The organism is Gottfriedia acidiceleris (genome assembly GCF_036421055.1).
GTDB classification, from domain to species: Bacteria; Bacillota; Bacilli; order Bacillales; family Bacillaceae_G; genus Gottfriedia; species Gottfriedia acidiceleris_C.
In genome coordinates this window covers 328,740-344,903 of the sequence record NZ_JAZGQS010000004.1, presented here as the reverse complement: position 1 = coordinate 344,903, position 16,164 = coordinate 328,740, and the positions used below count along the sequence as shown (strand labels likewise).

The 16,164-nt window shown below is 33.9% G+C and carries 15 protein-coding genes; 9 read left to right on the top strand and 6 right to left on the bottom strand.

The window, feature by feature from the left end:
• Positions 1 to 40: 40 nt before the first annotated feature.
• The gene (locus RAH41_RS08915) at positions 41 to 586 is read right to left on the bottom strand and encodes an NUDIX hydrolase (RefSeq protein WP_331221945.1); all 546 of its coding nucleotides are present in this window, start codon (positions 584 to 586) and stop codon (positions 41 to 43) included.
• A gap of 90 nt (positions 587 to 676) precedes the next feature.
• Between RAH41_RS08915 and RAH41_RS08910 the strand changes: the two genes are divergently transcribed.
• Both RAH41_RS08910 and RAH41_RS08905 read left to right on the top strand, forming a co-directional pair.
• Positions 677 to 826 (top strand): hypothetical protein, encoded by a 150-nt coding sequence (locus RAH41_RS08910; protein WP_331221944.1) that lies wholly within the window; start codon positions 677 to 679, stop codon positions 824 to 826.
• Positions 827 to 864: 38 nt separating this feature from the next.
• The gene (locus tag RAH41_RS08905) at positions 865 to 1,776 is read left to right on the top strand and encodes an aldo/keto reductase (protein ID WP_331221943.1); all 912 of its coding nucleotides are present in this window, start codon (positions 865 to 867) and stop codon (positions 1,774 to 1,776) included.
• 91 nt (positions 1,777 to 1,867) lie between these two features.
• Here RAH41_RS08905 and RAH41_RS08900 read toward each other — a convergent pair whose 3' ends face one another.
• A complete protein-coding gene (locus RAH41_RS08900; protein ID WP_331221941.1) occupies positions 1,868 to 2,302 on the bottom strand; it encodes a GrpB family protein in 435 nt (144 codons plus the stop codon).
• A gap of 362 nt (positions 2,303 to 2,664) precedes the next feature.
• Between RAH41_RS08900 and RAH41_RS08895 the strand changes: the two genes are divergently transcribed.
• The 7 genes from RAH41_RS08895 to RAH41_RS08865 all read left to right on the top strand — a co-directional run bounded on the left by RAH41_RS08895 (position 2,665) and on the right by RAH41_RS08865 (position 11,327).
• Positions 2,665 to 3,141 carry a MarR family winged helix-turn-helix transcriptional regulator gene (locus RAH41_RS08895; protein ID WP_331221939.1) on the top strand — a complete coding sequence of 159 codons (477 nt, stop codon included), beginning with the start codon at positions 2,665 to 2,667 and terminating at the stop codon, positions 3,139 to 3,141.
• Positions 3,141 to 4,658 (top strand): MDR family MFS transporter, encoded by a 1,518-nt coding sequence (locus RAH41_RS08890; RefSeq protein WP_331221937.1) that lies wholly within the window; start codon positions 3,141 to 3,143, stop codon positions 4,656 to 4,658. The genes RAH41_RS08895 and RAH41_RS08890 overlap by 1 nt, the downstream gene beginning before the upstream one ends.
• Before the next feature lie 175 nt (positions 4,659 to 4,833).
• Positions 4,834 to 5,913, top strand: coding sequence for a glycerophosphodiester phosphodiesterase (locus tag RAH41_RS08885; protein WP_331221936.1), 1,080 nt, complete (start codon positions 4,834 to 4,836; stop codon positions 5,911 to 5,913).
• 288 nt (positions 5,914 to 6,201) lie between these two features.
• On the top strand, positions 6,202 to 7,491 hold the full coding sequence (gene hcp / locus RAH41_RS08880; protein WP_331221934.1) for a hydroxylamine reductase: 1,290 nt from the start codon (positions 6,202 to 6,204) through the stop codon (positions 7,489 to 7,491).
• Between the two features lie 368 nt (positions 7,492 to 7,859).
• Entirely contained in the window at positions 7,860 to 8,576 is a 717-nt protein-coding gene (locus tag RAH41_RS08875) for a Crp/Fnr family transcriptional regulator (RefSeq protein WP_331221933.1), read from the top strand.
• A gap of 491 nt (positions 8,577 to 9,067) precedes the next feature.
• Positions 9,068 to 10,576 carry an MFS transporter gene (locus RAH41_RS08870; RefSeq protein ID WP_331221931.1) on the top strand — a complete coding sequence of 503 codons (1,509 nt, stop codon included), beginning with the start codon at positions 9,068 to 9,070 and terminating at the stop codon, positions 10,574 to 10,576.
• A gap of 214 nt (positions 10,577 to 10,790) precedes the next feature.
• Entirely contained in the window at positions 10,791 to 11,327 is a 537-nt protein-coding gene (locus RAH41_RS08865) for a hypothetical protein (RefSeq protein WP_331221930.1), read from the top strand.
• A gap of 309 nt (positions 11,328 to 11,636) precedes the next feature.
• Here RAH41_RS08865 and RAH41_RS08860 read toward each other — a convergent pair whose 3' ends face one another.
• The 4 genes from RAH41_RS08860 to RAH41_RS08845 are packed head-to-tail and all read right to left on the bottom strand — an operon-like array spanning position 11,637 to position 16,065.
• The gene (locus RAH41_RS08860) at positions 11,637 to 12,170 is read right to left on the bottom strand and encodes a Rieske 2Fe-2S domain-containing protein (RefSeq protein ID WP_331221928.1); all 534 of its coding nucleotides are present in this window, start codon (positions 12,168 to 12,170) and stop codon (positions 11,637 to 11,639) included.
• A 29-nt stretch (positions 12,171 to 12,199) separates the two neighbouring features.
• Positions 12,200 to 12,742, bottom strand: a complete 543-nt coding sequence (locus RAH41_RS08855; protein ID WP_331221927.1) for a 4Fe-4S dicluster domain-containing protein — start codon at positions 12,740 to 12,742, stop codon at positions 12,200 to 12,202.
• Between the two features lie 15 nt (positions 12,743 to 12,757).
• On the bottom strand, positions 12,758 to 14,890 hold the full coding sequence (gene fdhF / locus RAH41_RS08850) for a formate dehydrogenase subunit alpha (protein WP_331221925.1): 2,133 nt from the start codon (positions 14,888 to 14,890) through the stop codon (positions 12,758 to 12,760).
• The gene (locus RAH41_RS08845) at positions 14,887 to 16,065 is read right to left on the bottom strand and encodes an MFS transporter (protein WP_331221924.1); all 1,179 of its coding nucleotides are present in this window, start codon (positions 16,063 to 16,065) and stop codon (positions 14,887 to 14,889) included. Before RAH41_RS08845 ends, fdhF begins: the two co-directional genes overlap by 4 nt.
• Positions 16,066 to 16,164: the final 99 nt, after the last annotated feature.

Genomic DNA, 16,164 nt, shown 5'->3' with positions numbered 1-16,164 from the left:
ATGTTTATTATCATTTTTTGAGATTTATTTTTAATTTTTTTTAATTTTGTTGTAATAATTGTAAATATTGGACTGCAAAACATGTTTTTGCATCATGAATTGAACCTTTTTTTAGTTCGTCTAGACACTCGTCTAATGTTAGCTCAAAAATTTCAACAAATTCATCTTCGTCTAAATCAGCACTATTTTCTAATTTCTTTAAACCTTTTGCTACATAAATATGTATATACTCATCTGCAAATCCCGGTGAAGTATAAAATGATTGTATATGCTCCCAATTTGCTGCTTCATATCCAGTTTCTTCTTCTAGCTCTCGTTTAGCCGTTACAAGTGGCTCTTCGCCTTTTTCTAATTTGCCTGCTGGAATTTCTAGTAGACTTCTTTCTAACGCTTTTCGGTACTGCTCTACAAAAACAATTTTCCCCTCATTTGTAATTGGAATAACAGCCACTGCGCCGGGATGCTTTACAATTTCACGCGTACTCGTATTTCCATTCGGTAATTCTACCTTTTGGTGATAGAGTGATATAACTCTTCCTGTAAATACTTTTTCTTCTGCTAGTGTTTTTTCTTCAAATTTTTTCATTTTTTTCATCACCTTGTTCTATTTAATATGGTTGTCACATACATTTTATCATTTATTTCATTTAAATACTTTCTGAAATGAGGTAGTCTGATGAAAATGTCTATGACGGAAAATTCTGTTGTCCTTGTGGGCTCCAAAACAGAAATTTTAAAAACCATCGAAGTTATTAGTATGCAATATAAAACCGTTCAAGAATGGATTCAAAACGCCAATGGCAAGTTGCTCTATGTTGTAAAATAATTCTCTTTTCCCTACAATTAAATTTGGAGGGATTTATATTGAAAAAACGTAAACTTGGTTCTACTTTATTAGAAATATCCGAAATTGGTTTAGGCTGTATGTCTCTTGGGACAGAAGAAAATGAGGCGATTTCAACAATTCATGCCGCAATCGATGCTGGAATTAATTACTTTGATACTGCTGATTTATATGATTTCGGTAAAAATGAAGAAATTGTTGGAAAAGCTTTAAAAGGTCGTAGAGATCAAGTGGTTATTTCAACGAAAGTCGGAAACCGTTGGAATAATTCAAATGATAATACATGGTATTGGGATCCTTCAAGAGCATATATTAAAGAAGCAGTAAAAGACAGCTTACGTAGGCTTAATACAGATTATATCGATTATTATCAACTTCACGGTGGGACAATCGAGGATCAATATGAAGAAACTGTTTTTACTTTTGATGAATTAGTAAAAGAAGGTTTAATTCGCCACTATGGAATCTCTTCAATTCGTCCGAATGTTATTAATCGATTTGTAAATCATTCATCTATACAAGGTGTTATGATGCAATATAATGTACTAGAGCGTAGACCTGAAGAATTTTTTCCGCTTTTCGAAAAACATACGATCTCTGTCATTGCACGCGGGTCCGTGGCAAAAGGCCTATTAACAAGTAAATGGGAAAAGAAACTGTCTAATAAGGGCTATATGTCATATTCAGAACAAGAATGCCGCGATACAATTCACAAACTTCTCGGGATTCTTGATGATGAACAATCCTTACATAGCTTAGCTTTACAATATGCTCTTTCTCATAAAGCCGTTTCATCATTAGCTGTCGGAGCTAGAAATAAAGATCAATTATTAGATCATATTAACGCTTATTTTGCAAAACCATTAAAATTACAACAAATTGCGCAAATAAAAGAAATTTCACTTCTTACAAAATATGAGGAACATCGTTAAGCCACTCCTTCCTTCCATGGAAGGAGTGTTATTTCTTCCATTTACTTGCTTTTCTATCGATTTCATCTAAAAATTCTTTTTGCCCTCTTTTCTATTCTGTTTTGTCTTTTACAAGTTCTTTTTTTAATTTTATATATTCCATTGCTTGATCAGTATGCGCAATCATATATTCTCTAAATACGATATTTCGTTCTACAGCTGCATTTCCTTTTGAAAATACTTGAATATGGAAACTACAAATATCATCACATTTAATAAAAAATCTCCTGTCTTGCTTAGATTGATCCCCCATTTGTTCGTAACCTATCGTTTTTAGGACATCACTATACTCATCAAACTTTTTTAAGCATTTTACTACAATCATTAAGTCAATGATAGGCATCGCAAACAGATTGGGAATTGAAGTACTCCCTATATGATAAATTGCTACTTTCTCTGGTAATAATAGATCAATTGCCTTTTTTTCAGACTGAAAATCTTCTTCCCAGGAAGTACGATAAGGTACAATCTCAATATTCTTTTTCATTGTTTAACACCTACACTTTTTCATTAACTTCCTTTCATATCATTCGTTAAAGGACAAATAATTATTGAAAGAATTAATTGGTGAAGTAAGTGCATAAAAAAAGATTTTATACATTCATGACTTTTTACCTACCACCTAATCCATCTATTTAAACGATTTCAATTTAAATTACCTAATCCCTTTTACCCTTCGTCATCCTAAAAAATGATCAAAAATCATAATTTAATACTAAATTAAATTTTGGTTAAAATACTCACAATTTCTACTTTAATTGGTTACTTTGAATTATAATTATTTTAGTTACTAAGATATTTAGTTGCGTTAACTTTTTTGTACTTCCTATATTTTAAGGAGAGAATGAAATGTCAGAAAACCCAATCAATCGAAGTGAATTTATTCCATCACTAATAATGGAATTTAGAAAATTTAGCACTTCAATCGTCCTTTTTAACGAAGGGCTTGCCTCAATTCTTCATTTAAATGCGACTGATTTACGATGTCGAGAATTACTTTGTCACACTGGTCCGATTACAGCTGGAAAGTTATCTCAGTTAACACATTTAACTACTGGTGCTATCACAGGTGTTATTGACCGACTTGAAAAAGTCAACTTTGTTGAACGTATTCAAGATCCTAATGACCGTCGACGAGTAATTATTCAACCAGTGTATGAACGTGATGATGAATTAGCAGTACTTTTTAAACCATTATCTGACTCTCTTTCTAATATTTTTAACCAGTATAATGATAAAGAGTTAACATTATTATTTAATTTTTGGAATGATATTAATGAATTGATTCCAAAAGAGACTAAAAAATTAAATAAGGGGGAAACTTAATGGTTTCAAAAGACAGCAAGGTTGGCTTTGTCGTAGCAGGTCTATTATTAGGAATGCTCATGGCGGCTATGGATAACACAATTGTATCAGCTTCGATGCCGACAATTGTTGGAGAACTAGGTGGTTTAGACCAATTTATTTGGGTAACTTCTGCATATTTGGTTGCTACTATGGCAAGTATGCCTATATTTGGTAAGTTATCGGATATGTATGGACGTAAGCGATTTTATTTATTAGGACTTTTAATTTTCTTAATTGGTTCGGCATTGTGTGGAACAGCAAATAGTATTGTTCAATTAAGTATTTATCGTGCGATTCAAGGAATTGGCGGAGGCTCACTTATGCCAATTGCCTTTACAATTATTTTCGATATTTTCCCACCTGAAAAACGAGGGAAAATGACTGGTTTATTTGGTGCAGTTTTTGGTCTTTCTAGTGTATTTGGACCACTTTTAGGGGCTTATATTACTGATCAAATTGATTGGCGTTGGATTTTCTATATCAACTTACCTTTAGGTATTATTTCTTTATATTTAATTTCTCAGTTTTATAAAGAAAATCTGCACCTTAGAAAACTTAAAATCGACTGGTTTGGTGCTATTACACTTGTCGGTTCAGTTGTCAGTTTAATGTTTGCACTTGAACTCGGTGGAAATGAATACGAGTGGAATTCTGGTCCAATTATTTCCTTATTTGCAATCTTTGCAGTATTATTTATCGCATTTATTCTAATTGAAAGAAAAGTTGAAGAACCAATTATTTCATTTAGCTTATTTAAAAAGCAGCTATTTGCGGCAACTCAAGGTGTTGCATTTTTCTACGGTTCTGCATTTATTATTACGACTGTATTAATTCCTCTTTTTGTTCAATCCGTTTATGGTGGTACTGCTACAAATTCTGGTATCATTCTTATTCCCATGATGCTTGGTTCTGTTGTAGGTAGCCAGGTAGCAGGACAATCGGTACGTAAATTTAGTTATCGAAGCATCATGTTAGTTTCAGTTGTTTTATTCTTTATTGGTATGTATTTATTAAGTACATTAGATATTAATACAGCTCGATCAACAGTAACATTTTATATGATTATCGCTGGTCTTGGAATGGGTTGTTCATTCTCATTATTAAGTATGGCAACTCAACATAAAATCGAACCTCAAAAACGAGGCATCGCTACTTCAACTAATACTTTCTTTAGAACATTAGGTATGACAATTGGGGTTACTATTTTTGGTACAATTCAAAATCACGTTTTTAAAAATAAAGTAAGTGATTTACTTGGTAATTTAGGTGCATTTGGCGGAAAAGTTGACTCACGTGCATTATTATCCGCTGATGCTAGAGCTAAAATTCCACCAGAAGTACTTCATAAAATCTCAGAAGCAATGGCCCATTCAGTTGCAACTACTTTCAAATGGACGCTAATTCCAATTACTTTAGGTTTTATCGCGATTATCTTAATGGGTAAAGAAAAATTAACATTTGAAGTAAAAGAAAATAGAGCGAAAAAAGCTCAATAGAAATAAAGCCAAATCCTAATTCAAATGGATTTGGCTTATTTTTTTCTCTAAAAAACTAATTATTTTTACATTTTTCAACATTTATTTACGTTTATTTATTATTTTAATCATTTGAACTTTAAATTTATTATCTATTCTTATAGAGTAATAGATTTATATGAGGAGATGATTAAAATTGAATAGGAAAAAGTTAATTTTAGCAGCAATGACATCACTTATGGTATTTTCAGGAATTAACCAAGTTTCGGCACAAACAATTACTGCGAACCAGAATACATTTAAGTCGTTTGGACCAAAAGGTTTTGACCTTCAAGCTCACCGTGGAGGATTAGGTCTTACAGTTGAGTCGACTATAGCTTCATTCTCTCATGCACTTGAACTTGGCGTTAGCACTCTTGAGCTTGACGTACAAATAACTGAGGATCACCAAGCTGTTATTACACACGATCGCAAGATTACAGGTACTAAATGCTCTGACACGAAACCAGCATTTGTTGGTGATCCAAAGTACCCATACGTTGGAAAATACATAAAAGATTTAACGCTAGCTCAAGTAAGAACGCTCGATTGTGGTTCAAAAAGTCTACCCCAATTCCCTGGCCAACAACTAAGCCCTGGTGCTCGTATGCCTCTGTTAACTGAGGTATTTAATCTTGTAAAGAAATACAAAGCTAAAAAAGTGTGGATGAATATCGAAACGAAAGTTGAAGCTGGAGCACCAGAACAAACAGCTCCTCGCGAGGAATTTGTTCAGATCGTTGCCAAACAAGTTCGTGAAGCTGGGATGTTGGACCAAGTGTCAATTCAAAGTTTTGACTGGGGATCGCTCAAGCTTATGAATGAAGTTGAACCTCGATTGCCTCTTATTGCGCTAACGAACGGACCAGAATTTCTACAACCTAACAAACCTGGGAAATCACCTTGGTTAGGTGGAATCGATATTGATGATTTTGATGGAAATCTTGTTACTGCGGCCCATTCATTAGGTGTAGATGCAATTTCTCCAGTCCATGGATTCCCACAGGATGGCAAAATTACTGATGCGAACTACACGCCTTATATTACTAAAAGTATGGTTCAAGAAGCTCACAAATACGGTATGAAGGTTATTCCATGGACAGTTGATGATCAACCAACTATGCAAAAGCTTATTGATGATGGTGTTGATGGCATTATTACGGATTATCCTGACCGACTACGCGATGTGATGAATCAGAATCATTTTAAGTTACCTAAAAGTTACTTTGCTAAGTAATTCATAAAATTTACTCTATTAATCTCTCAATATATCATCTCTTTAAAAATTAATGCTTTGTTCAATCTAACTATAGATTGTTGAAAAAAAGGCTGTCTATTAGGCACCCTTTTTTTTATTAAAAGATAAATATCTTTCCTGCTCTCTATTTGTTTTTCTATGAATCTTGATTTTATATTTTGGAAAAATTTATTTTTTAGTTTAGCGATTCCATGTGATTTAAGTCACAAACAATGATTATATCCCCCCATATAATGAAGTTAGTAAAAATTGTTAGGGGGATGAAGGATGTTTTGTAACCAATGTGAACAAACTCCGGTTGGTGGTTGTAAGATTGTAGGTGTATGTGGAAAAGATGAAACAATTGCAAGTTTACAAGATACAATGGTTTATGGGTTAAAGGGAATTGCAGCTTATCGAACACATGCAGCTCAATTAGGATATACTGATCCATTTGTTGATCAAGTAACACATGAAGCTCTATATATGACTTTAACAAATTCTAATTTTAACTTACAAGAACACATTGATATGGCTATGAAAGTAGGTCAAGCCGCAATTCGTGTAATGGAGCTATTAGATGTAGCTCATATAAAACATTTTGGCATTCCTGAACCAGTACAAGTTTCTTCTAATAAAATCGAAGGAAAATGTATTGTTGTAACTGGTCACAATTTATTTGCATTAGAAGAATTGTTAATACAAACAGAAGGTAAAGGTATAAATATTTACACTCACTCTGAAATGCTACCGGCTCACGGTTATCCTGCATTGAAAAAATATCCACATTTAAAAGGAAACATCGGAAAAGCTTGGTTTGATCAACGTCGTTTATTTGAAAAATTCCCTGGAGCGATTTTAGCAACCACAAACTGTGTGATGCCAATAAAGGGAAGTTATGCAGATCGCTTCTTCTCATATGAAGTCGCGGGATTAGAAGGCGTAACAAAAATTATAAAGGAAGATTTTTCACCATTAATTCAACGTGCATTAGAACTACCAGTAGCAAATATCGAATCGGAAGAAGTAATGACTACCGGGTATCATCACGAAACCGTTTTGTCGATTGCGCCTGAAATTGTAGAAGCTGTAAAAAATGGGAAGATTCAACGCTTCTTTGTTGTAGCAGGCTGTGACGCCCCAGGTAAAGGTGGTGAATATTATCGTGAGCTTGTAACTTCTTTACCTAATGATACAGTCGTTTTAACAACATCTTGCGGTAAATTTCGCTTTAATGATGTAGACTACGGTACTGTAACTGGTACTAACATTCCTAGATTTATTGATTTAGGGCAATGTAATAATTCAATTTCAACAATTAAAATTGCGGCTGCATTAGCAAAAAGCTTTAATTGTAGTGTCAATGAATTGCCAGTGAGTATTATACTTTCTTGGTTTGAGCAAAAAGCTGTGGCTATTTTATTAGGGTTATTTAGTCTTGGAATCCAAGATATTCGAATCGGACCAAAAGCACCTGATTTTATTAACGAAGGCGTATTAAATGTATTAGTTGATACGTTTGGTTTAAAATTAATTACAAATGCACAAGACGATTTGAAAACAATATTACAAGGATAATATCCTAAAAGAACAAGGAGCTTCTCTTAAATGAGAAGTTCTTTTTTATTTTTATTTTTTAGTTCCAATACAAACAAATGCAAAATTTGTTCTAGATTTTATGACTTTCTTCTGTACGGGTTTCGGAGTATCTGTCATCTTGTTTTTCCCATATTGATTGTATGTTGTTGATGTATTTATCTGTAACACTAGTTCGCAGCATTTTCCTTAAGTCACTACAAGGCAATCTTTTATCTCCAATCTCCTTAGAGTTCTATGCTAAACAATTGCAAGGTATTATAATAATAAATGTAATACCTAAAATACTTGTTTACTTGATAAATACATAAAACATTTGTGTTCAACTATAACGGGGCGGAGATACTTTGATGGAAAAAAATAATAATCGAAAAAGTGACCTTTCAATTGTTTCTAAAGATTTGGCTTCTTTATTACAGTCAATCGGCACGACACGTTCAGTAAAAAAAGGCACCTTCTTATTTCAAGAAGGAGAAGATGCTAAAGAGTTGTATCTAATTAAATCAGGAATGATCCAAGTAAGTAAGCTAACTCTATATGGTGACGAATTGAATCTTCGCATTTGTCAAAAAGATGATTTAATTGGGGAATTGACTCTCTTTTCAGAAAATGCAAATTATATGCTTAGCGCTTATACTTTAGAAGCTGCAGAAGTACAGGTCATTCCAAAAGATGTTTTGGAGAAAAAATTAATTAACCATGCTCCTTTGACATTTGAATTTATGAAATGGATTTCTACTCACCTTAGAAAAAATCAATCTATGATTCGAGACTTAGTGTTAAATGGTAAAAAAGGTGCACTTTACTCCACACTCATCCGTATATCAAACTCTTACGGGGAATTAATAGAAAACGAAATTCTACTTAATATCCATCTTACCAATCAAGAATTAGCTAAATTTTGTGCTGCTACAAGAGAAAGTGTTAATCGGATGTTAAGTGATTTAAAGAAAAAAAATGTTATTAGTTATTCTCCTGATGGAAAAATTATTATTAAAGACTTACAATTTCTTAAAAATGAAATTGGCTGTGATAACTGCCCAAAAGATATATGTAATATAGATTAGTTCTTTACAAGACTATTAAAGTAGTCAGCTGATTAAACTTGCCTTTTCGTGATATTATTAAAAAACAAGTAACCTTAACCTAGGCTCTAAATAGTTAAGGTTATTTTATTTTTTATTGCTTTAATTATCTATAAAAATGATTGGTCCACGATAGATGCCACTTGTATAATCAAAAAAGCATACTCACGTTAACAATTCCATTCTTCTTGAAGTTGCCCAGTCTACGACATTTCTAAAAGTCCTATGTTTTTTCATAAAAAAAATTGTCTTTTAAAGAGATTTTTTTAAAACGTAATATTTTGTGCTCTTTCATAAAAATCTTCTAAGTATTTACGAAGAAATTTTTAAACTGATAAGGTAACGAATAGTTTAAAATAAGTTATTAACCCTTCCCTCCTTTGTGTGATATAGTTCACAACAATCCTTTCAATTGATTGGTAATATTTAGTTAATAAATTTTATTATTGATCCATTGAAAGGGGCATCATTATATGAAAAGTTCTAAAATCCAATTACCTCTTCAAACATCAAGTCTCATCGTAGGGTTCATGGTATGGGTACTTATTTCTTCACTTATGCCAAATATTCGCCAAGATATTGAATTAACTAATGGTCAAGTCTCCTTAGTAACTGCCATTCCTGTTATTTTAGGAAGCATCCTACGTATTCCAATTGGGTATTACACGAATCGATTTGGAGCAAGACCCATTTTCATCATCTGTTTTCTTGCACTTTTATTTCCTGTATTTTTCATTAGTCATGCTGATTCACTTTTAGATTTAGTTATTGGAGGATTGTTTGTTGGTATAGGTGGTGCAGTCTTTTCAATCGGAGTAACTTCACTACCTAAGTATTACTCTTCAAATAAACATGGTTTTGTAAATGGAATCTATGGATCTGGTAATATCGGTACAGCTATAACGGCATTTTCCGCACCTGTTTTAGCAAAATCATTTGGTTGGGAAACAACAGTCAGATTTTACTTAGTATTACTAATTGCGTTTGCCCTATTAAATTTTTTGCTTGGTGATAAAAATGAGAAGAAAGTAAATGTTCCTGTTGTAAAACAAGTAAAAGATGTTTATCGTAATTCAACTTTATGGTCACTTAATTTATTCTATTTCATTACATTTGGATCATTTGTTGCTTTTACAATTTATTTACCTAATTTTTTAGTGAATAATTTTAATTTAAGTCCTGTTGACGCTGGTATTCGAACAGCTGGTTTCATTGCTCTAGCAACACTTTTCCGACCAATCGGTGGCCTTCTTTCAGATAAATTCAATCCTTTCAACATATTATTGTTTGTCTTTGGTGGATTAACATTTTCTGGAGTTCTATTATCTTTCTCTCCTACTATTAAACTATACACTGTAGGGGTTTTATTAGTAGCAGTTTGCTCAGGGATCGGAAACGGTACAATCTTTAAATTAGTACCACTTTATTTTACAAAACAAGCCGGAATTGTAAATGGTTTGGTTGCTGCTATGGGAGGTTTAGGGGGCTTCTTCCCTCCATTAATTTTAACATCAGTGTTTAGCTTGACAGGACATTATGCGATTGGATTTATGGCATTATCTGAGTTTGCGCTTCTCAGTTTTGTAATTGTTGTACGGATGACTTTCCGTGAAAAATTGAAAACGGAATATAAAATATTGGAAAATACAGCACAAGCAATGATGGTAACAAATGAACAAGGAGTAATCCAAAAAGTAAATCCATTCTTCACTAAAGTAACAGGATATAATAAAGAAGAAGTCATTGGGAAAAAGCCAAGTATCCTTCAATCTGGACATCATAACAAAGCATTCTATTCACAACTTTGGAAACAGCTCAAAGATCGTGGTAACTGGCAAGGTGAAATTTGGAACAAGCGTAAAAATGGTGAAGTTTATTTAGAATGGCTGACAATCACTCAAGTGTGTAATGATAATGGCAAAGTGATTTATTATATCGGTCAATTTAGTGATCTATCCACTAGTAAGAGTAAAATAAACTAGCTTATAAAAAGTTTATTCTAAATTGGTAACTGGTAAAACTTATGCTTTATTTAATGTGGTCCATTTTAATAGGGACCACTTTCTTATTGTGTGATGACCAAGTTTATAATTCTCCCCCACCTACATGTAATAAATGTCACAGGATCTTTTTTCGTTATCTTCTATAATAAGGAATGGATTGATTATAAGTAAGTCACAGGAGGAGATATTCATCATGTTAACTGTTGAATTACACGCTATTAACCCTGAAATTTCTATAGCAGAGAATCTTAAGATGAAGGGATTTAAAATACAAGGTGGTACGTATTTTTACAAAAAAGGTAACATTAAATTAAAAGCTGTCATAGATTCTGATAAAAAATCTCTAAAAATCAATATTCCCCCACAATTAAATCTAAAACAATATACCATTATACACCACATTATAAAGAATCTTATTCTAGTTCTTAATGCCGAATGTAATGATTCTCAAAGTTTATTAGGCTACTTAGCTACTGGAGAAGGAGCATTCATCATTACAAATTGGGACTATTGGGTTGTCTTTCTTCAAAAAGCGAGACTACGTAGTTTAGAAGGAAAAAAAGTGCAAGTTTTCGATGAAAAAAATAAAGAAATTGCCTCTGGTCTGTTCATTAGCTACAAGATGAATGAACAGTCATCAAATATTACAGAATGTATATTGATTACACGTCTTGGTGAGAGATCCTTTAAAGGAAACAATTTATTAATTGAAGCAACAAACGAGTGGTAACTTAAAAATACTAACCTATTTAACATGTAAAATTTATGATTAATCATCAATAAAAATCCCCCAGTAGATTAAAAACCGGGGGATTTCGATGATTATTTTTAAAGCCTACATTCTATCAACCTTGATTATTTTTGATATTCTTTCTTACTCCATTTTAAGTAGGTTAGAAAGCAAACTATAGATGAAAGAACTCCTATGACAGTATATAACCTAACATGTTCATATTTTTCTCCATAAAAAGACTCGATCGTCCATTGAAGCATCACTACATTAACAATTAAGGTTACAAATATGATTATCCAATATTTTTTATGCACCATGACGAACTTTCCTTCCAACTGCGTAAACAACCCCATCTATTACTTCTAATTTAATGAGTGGTAATTCACGCTGAGGTGGGCCAGCTAGCGGCTGACCATTATCCACACTAAAAAATCCGCGGTGACAAGGGCACAATAGCTTTGATTCTTCTTTATCGTAAAAAACAGGACATTGTAAATGAGTACATTTATTATTATAAGCTTTTAGATTACCATCTTTTGTGTGTACTAGTATCGCAGGTTCATCGGCTGTTGGATAGTTAAAGTTTATTGAACTATCTTTTGGCAAGTCTTTCAACTTTATAATCTTTTGTCTGTTTATATCTTCTTTCTTGTTAGTAAGGGCAATAGCTGAAAATGGAACCGTTGCTAATCCAAGCGTAACAGAAGCACCTACAACGGATTTTAGAAATGATCTTCTGTTTAATTTTAAATCTTCATTCCTGTTTAAGTTATCGATTAAGTTAATCATATCATCATTTGTTTCTTTTACATTTCGTTTACCTTTATTTTCTTGTGGCATAGGTACGTCTCCTTTCGCCTTATATGATTTTATTTTGTATATACTCCAAAGAACTCTGGAACATATTCCCACTTATTTCCTTCTTGTGGTTTTTTACCTTCAATGAGATTCATCTGAGATCTTTTTCTACGCAGTTGCTGCATTTCATCAAAGTCTATGAAACGAATTGCATCACTAGGACATACTGAAGCACACATTGGTGCAATATCGTATTTTGAGCGATCGTAGCACATGTCACATTTGTACATTTTATTTTCTTCAAAATCAAACTTTGGAATACCGAACGGACACCCAAAAGTACAATTCCTACATCCTATACATTTCTCTTCCATAGCTGAAAGAACTACACCTTCTTCTGTTATTTGAATAGCATTCGCGGGACAAACTCGTGCACAGGCTGGATCTTTACATTGCATACAAAGCATCGGATAGGTTTGTCGACTTTCCATGAAATCAACATATTCTACATAGTTTCTTTCTTTTGCGTCATGATCACCGCATTCTCGGCAAGCTGCTTGACAAGAACGACATCCAATACATCGCTCAAACTCTAAATACATGATTTTATTCATCTATCCCGACTCCATTCAAAAGTTATTTAATTTCTCAATCTTCAGTGAGCATATTTTAAATTCTGGCATTCTCGAAATCGGATCTAAACATGGATTGGTTAATTGATTGACCGCTAATTCTTTTCCCCAATGATATGGAACAAACACCGTATCTCTTCTCGTAGCTTTTGTTAATTTCGTTTTTACAATCATAAAAGAGCGCGGTGTGGTCAATTTTACAAGGTCACCATTCTCCAATCCATATTGGCTAGCAAGTGCCGGATGCATCTCAGCAAATGGCTCTGGACATTGTTCCATAAGAAATTTGACTCTTCTTGTTTGAGCCCCAGATAAATAGTGAAACACTACCCTTCCTGTCGTTAAGAACAAAGGATACTCCTTCGTTGGAGTTTCACCTGCTTCTTTCCATTCAACACATGGGAGATTAGCTTTTCCGTCTGGCGTACCAAACTTGTCTATAAACATCGTTGGAGTTCCTGGATGGTCTTCGGAAGGGCAAGGCCAAAACACTCCGTCTTCCTTATCAATGCGATCCCATGTTATTCCGTAGTAATCTGCTTTCCCACCTTTAGATGCTAAGCGGAATTCTTCAAAAACTTCTTCAGCATCTTTATATGGAAAATATTTACCTTTACCCATTCGTTCAGCTATTAAGCTAACAATCTCCCAATCTGGCTTTGATTCACCTAAAGGTTCACGTACTTTACGAATTCGAATCACTCGACCTTCGAGGTTAGTTGTTGTTCCTTCATCCTCTGCCCAAGTAGTAGCTGGCAATACTACGTCTGCAAACTCAGCTGTTTCTGATAAAAAAAAGTCACTGACAACTAAGAAATCAAGCTTCCTAAACCCGTTCCAAATATGTTCAAGATTCGGTGCAGAGACTGCTGGGTTACTACAAATAACATGCATACCACGAATGTTACCTTTTTGAATTTCATCGAACATTTCATATGCAGAAACACCTGGCTTTGGCATTTCTTTTGGATCGATTCCCCATACTTTTGATACATACTTCACCGCTTCTGGATCTGTAAGCTTCCTATATCCTGGTAAAAGATCGGCTTTTTGCCCATGCTCTCTTCCTCCTTGACCATTTCCCTGTCCAGTAAAAGTAGCAACCCCGGAAGCAAATCTACCTATTTGACCTCTAAGCAGTGCCATCGATGTATAAAGTGAAACGTTATCTACACCTTTTGACTGTTGCTCAACACCTCTTGCAAACATAACGACTGATTTTTGAGATAGTCCATATATATGAGCAGCTTTTACGATTTTTCCAACCGACACGCCTGTTATCTTTGAAGTGTATTCGGGTGTATACTTTTCAACTGTTTTCTTTAGTTCTTCAAAATTATTACATCTTTCGTTTACATAATCTTGATCTACATAGCCATTTTTAATTAGTAGATGAAGCATTCCGTTGGCCAATGCAGAGTCTGTACCTGGCTTTAGATCCAAATGTACATCTGCAACACGCGCTGTTGGAGTCTCGCGCGGATCTGCTACAATCAGTTTGGCTCCCTTGTCCTTTGCTCTCCACAACCATTGAATACTCGTAGGATGACACTCGGCTGTATTTGAACCAGCGATAAAGAAACAATCAGTATGTTCTAATTCAGGCCAAGGAAGAGTTGAACCTCGATCAGTGCCGAGTGTCTTAAGGAATCCACCTGCAGCAGAACTCATACAGAATCGACCATTGTAATCGATAAACCTTGTGCCAAGACCAACTCTCGCATATTTACCTACTAAATAGCACTTTTCATTCGTCATAGATACCCCACCAAAAACAGATAAAGCATCCCTCCCACTTTCTTTTTGAATCCGTATAAAGTTTTCTTCTATAAGGTCTAGCGCTTCTTTCCATGTAGCTTTTATAAATTGACCGTTTTTCTTAATAAGTGGTGTAAGGATTCGTTCATCATGCTCAACAGTTTGATATGCTGTTACTCCTTTTGGACACATTTTCCCTCTTGTAACTGGCCAATCATATCTTGGCTCTACCCCAACTACCTTTCCAGTTTTCTCATTCACACGTATATGCATTCCACACTGCATACCACAGTAACAACAATGGGTAGTAATTAATTTTTCTCCTTGTTTATGAAGGTTTTTAACTCCTTCTTTGCCGATGTATTGGCTCATTCTTCACTGTCCCCTTTTGTATATTGATTAAGATCCTTTTGTACTTCCTCTGGAAAACGATAATAGTCATCTGATCTTTTTTTACTAAAACCAGACATTTGTATTCCATTTAATGTAGATATTGGGTCATTGCTTTTAAGATGTGGCTCTGAATTTAGCTGCTTCATAACTCTAATTCTTCTTCGACATGGTAAACAATAGTCTGAGAGATAACTTTTATCTTCAAGTTGTAAATCAAAGCTTTGGGCAGCTAATATATCTTTTACATCACTAATTTGATCATCAGAACTATAGAGTGTCCCACATCTTTTACATGGCCTTGTATCAACCTGAAGTTCTTGTTGATAGTTCAGCGGTACTGCTGTTGCTAATGGGCGGATCGGTAAATGAAATAACTTTCCAAATGGAAAATAGATTAGTAGAATAACGACTGAGACTTGGTGAATAAGTGTTAAGTAATGATGCATCCAACCACCTAAAAAAACATATGAAACAGTTAATAGAAGTCCCGTTATAGTTACAGCAAGTAGTAAATATAAAGGTAATAAATCAAATTCAGCTCGTTGTGTCACCTTCACATCTTGGTTCATTATTCTTCTTACAATTGCCATGATTAAACCAATAAGAACCATACTAGCTGTTATGTTTAGCCCGTTGTAAACCATTTCAGCGAATATACCGTGTGCTGCCATTGTAATAGTATCTACACCCATAACGACAATTGTGTAAGTATTCGAATCAACAAGTTCAAAGTGCATCCAACCAAATGTCAAACCAAAGGTGATTGCAAACGAACCAATGCATCCCCATGAAATTAGAAAATGCTGTACACCCCTGTAAATTCCCCTTTTAAAGATAAATTTCTGTAAGAAAATATTTTCAAATGCTGTTTTAAAAATTGAAACTAGATTACGTTTTTTTCTAGTATTTTCTCTTAAATTTTTTAAACTACGCTTTATAACCTGATGAGTTGCCGGCCTGATTAGCCATGCTGACATCCTGATTGTTAAACCTACGGCAAAAATGAGCGAAGATATAAAATAACCCATTAATGCCATATCGAAGTGTAAAAACCGGTCCGTTCCAATCCATGTTGTAAAAAGTAAAAATAAAATAATGAAAAATGAATACTTACTGTTTTTTGAGTAAAATGATCGCTCGAGGGTTTTTCTCATCTCATGTTCAACCTCCATGTGACTTTTTTAACATCGAAGTGCCTGATTAATTGATAAAATTGGGTACAAGATGCAGTCTTCTTCTATGTCATAATTGTA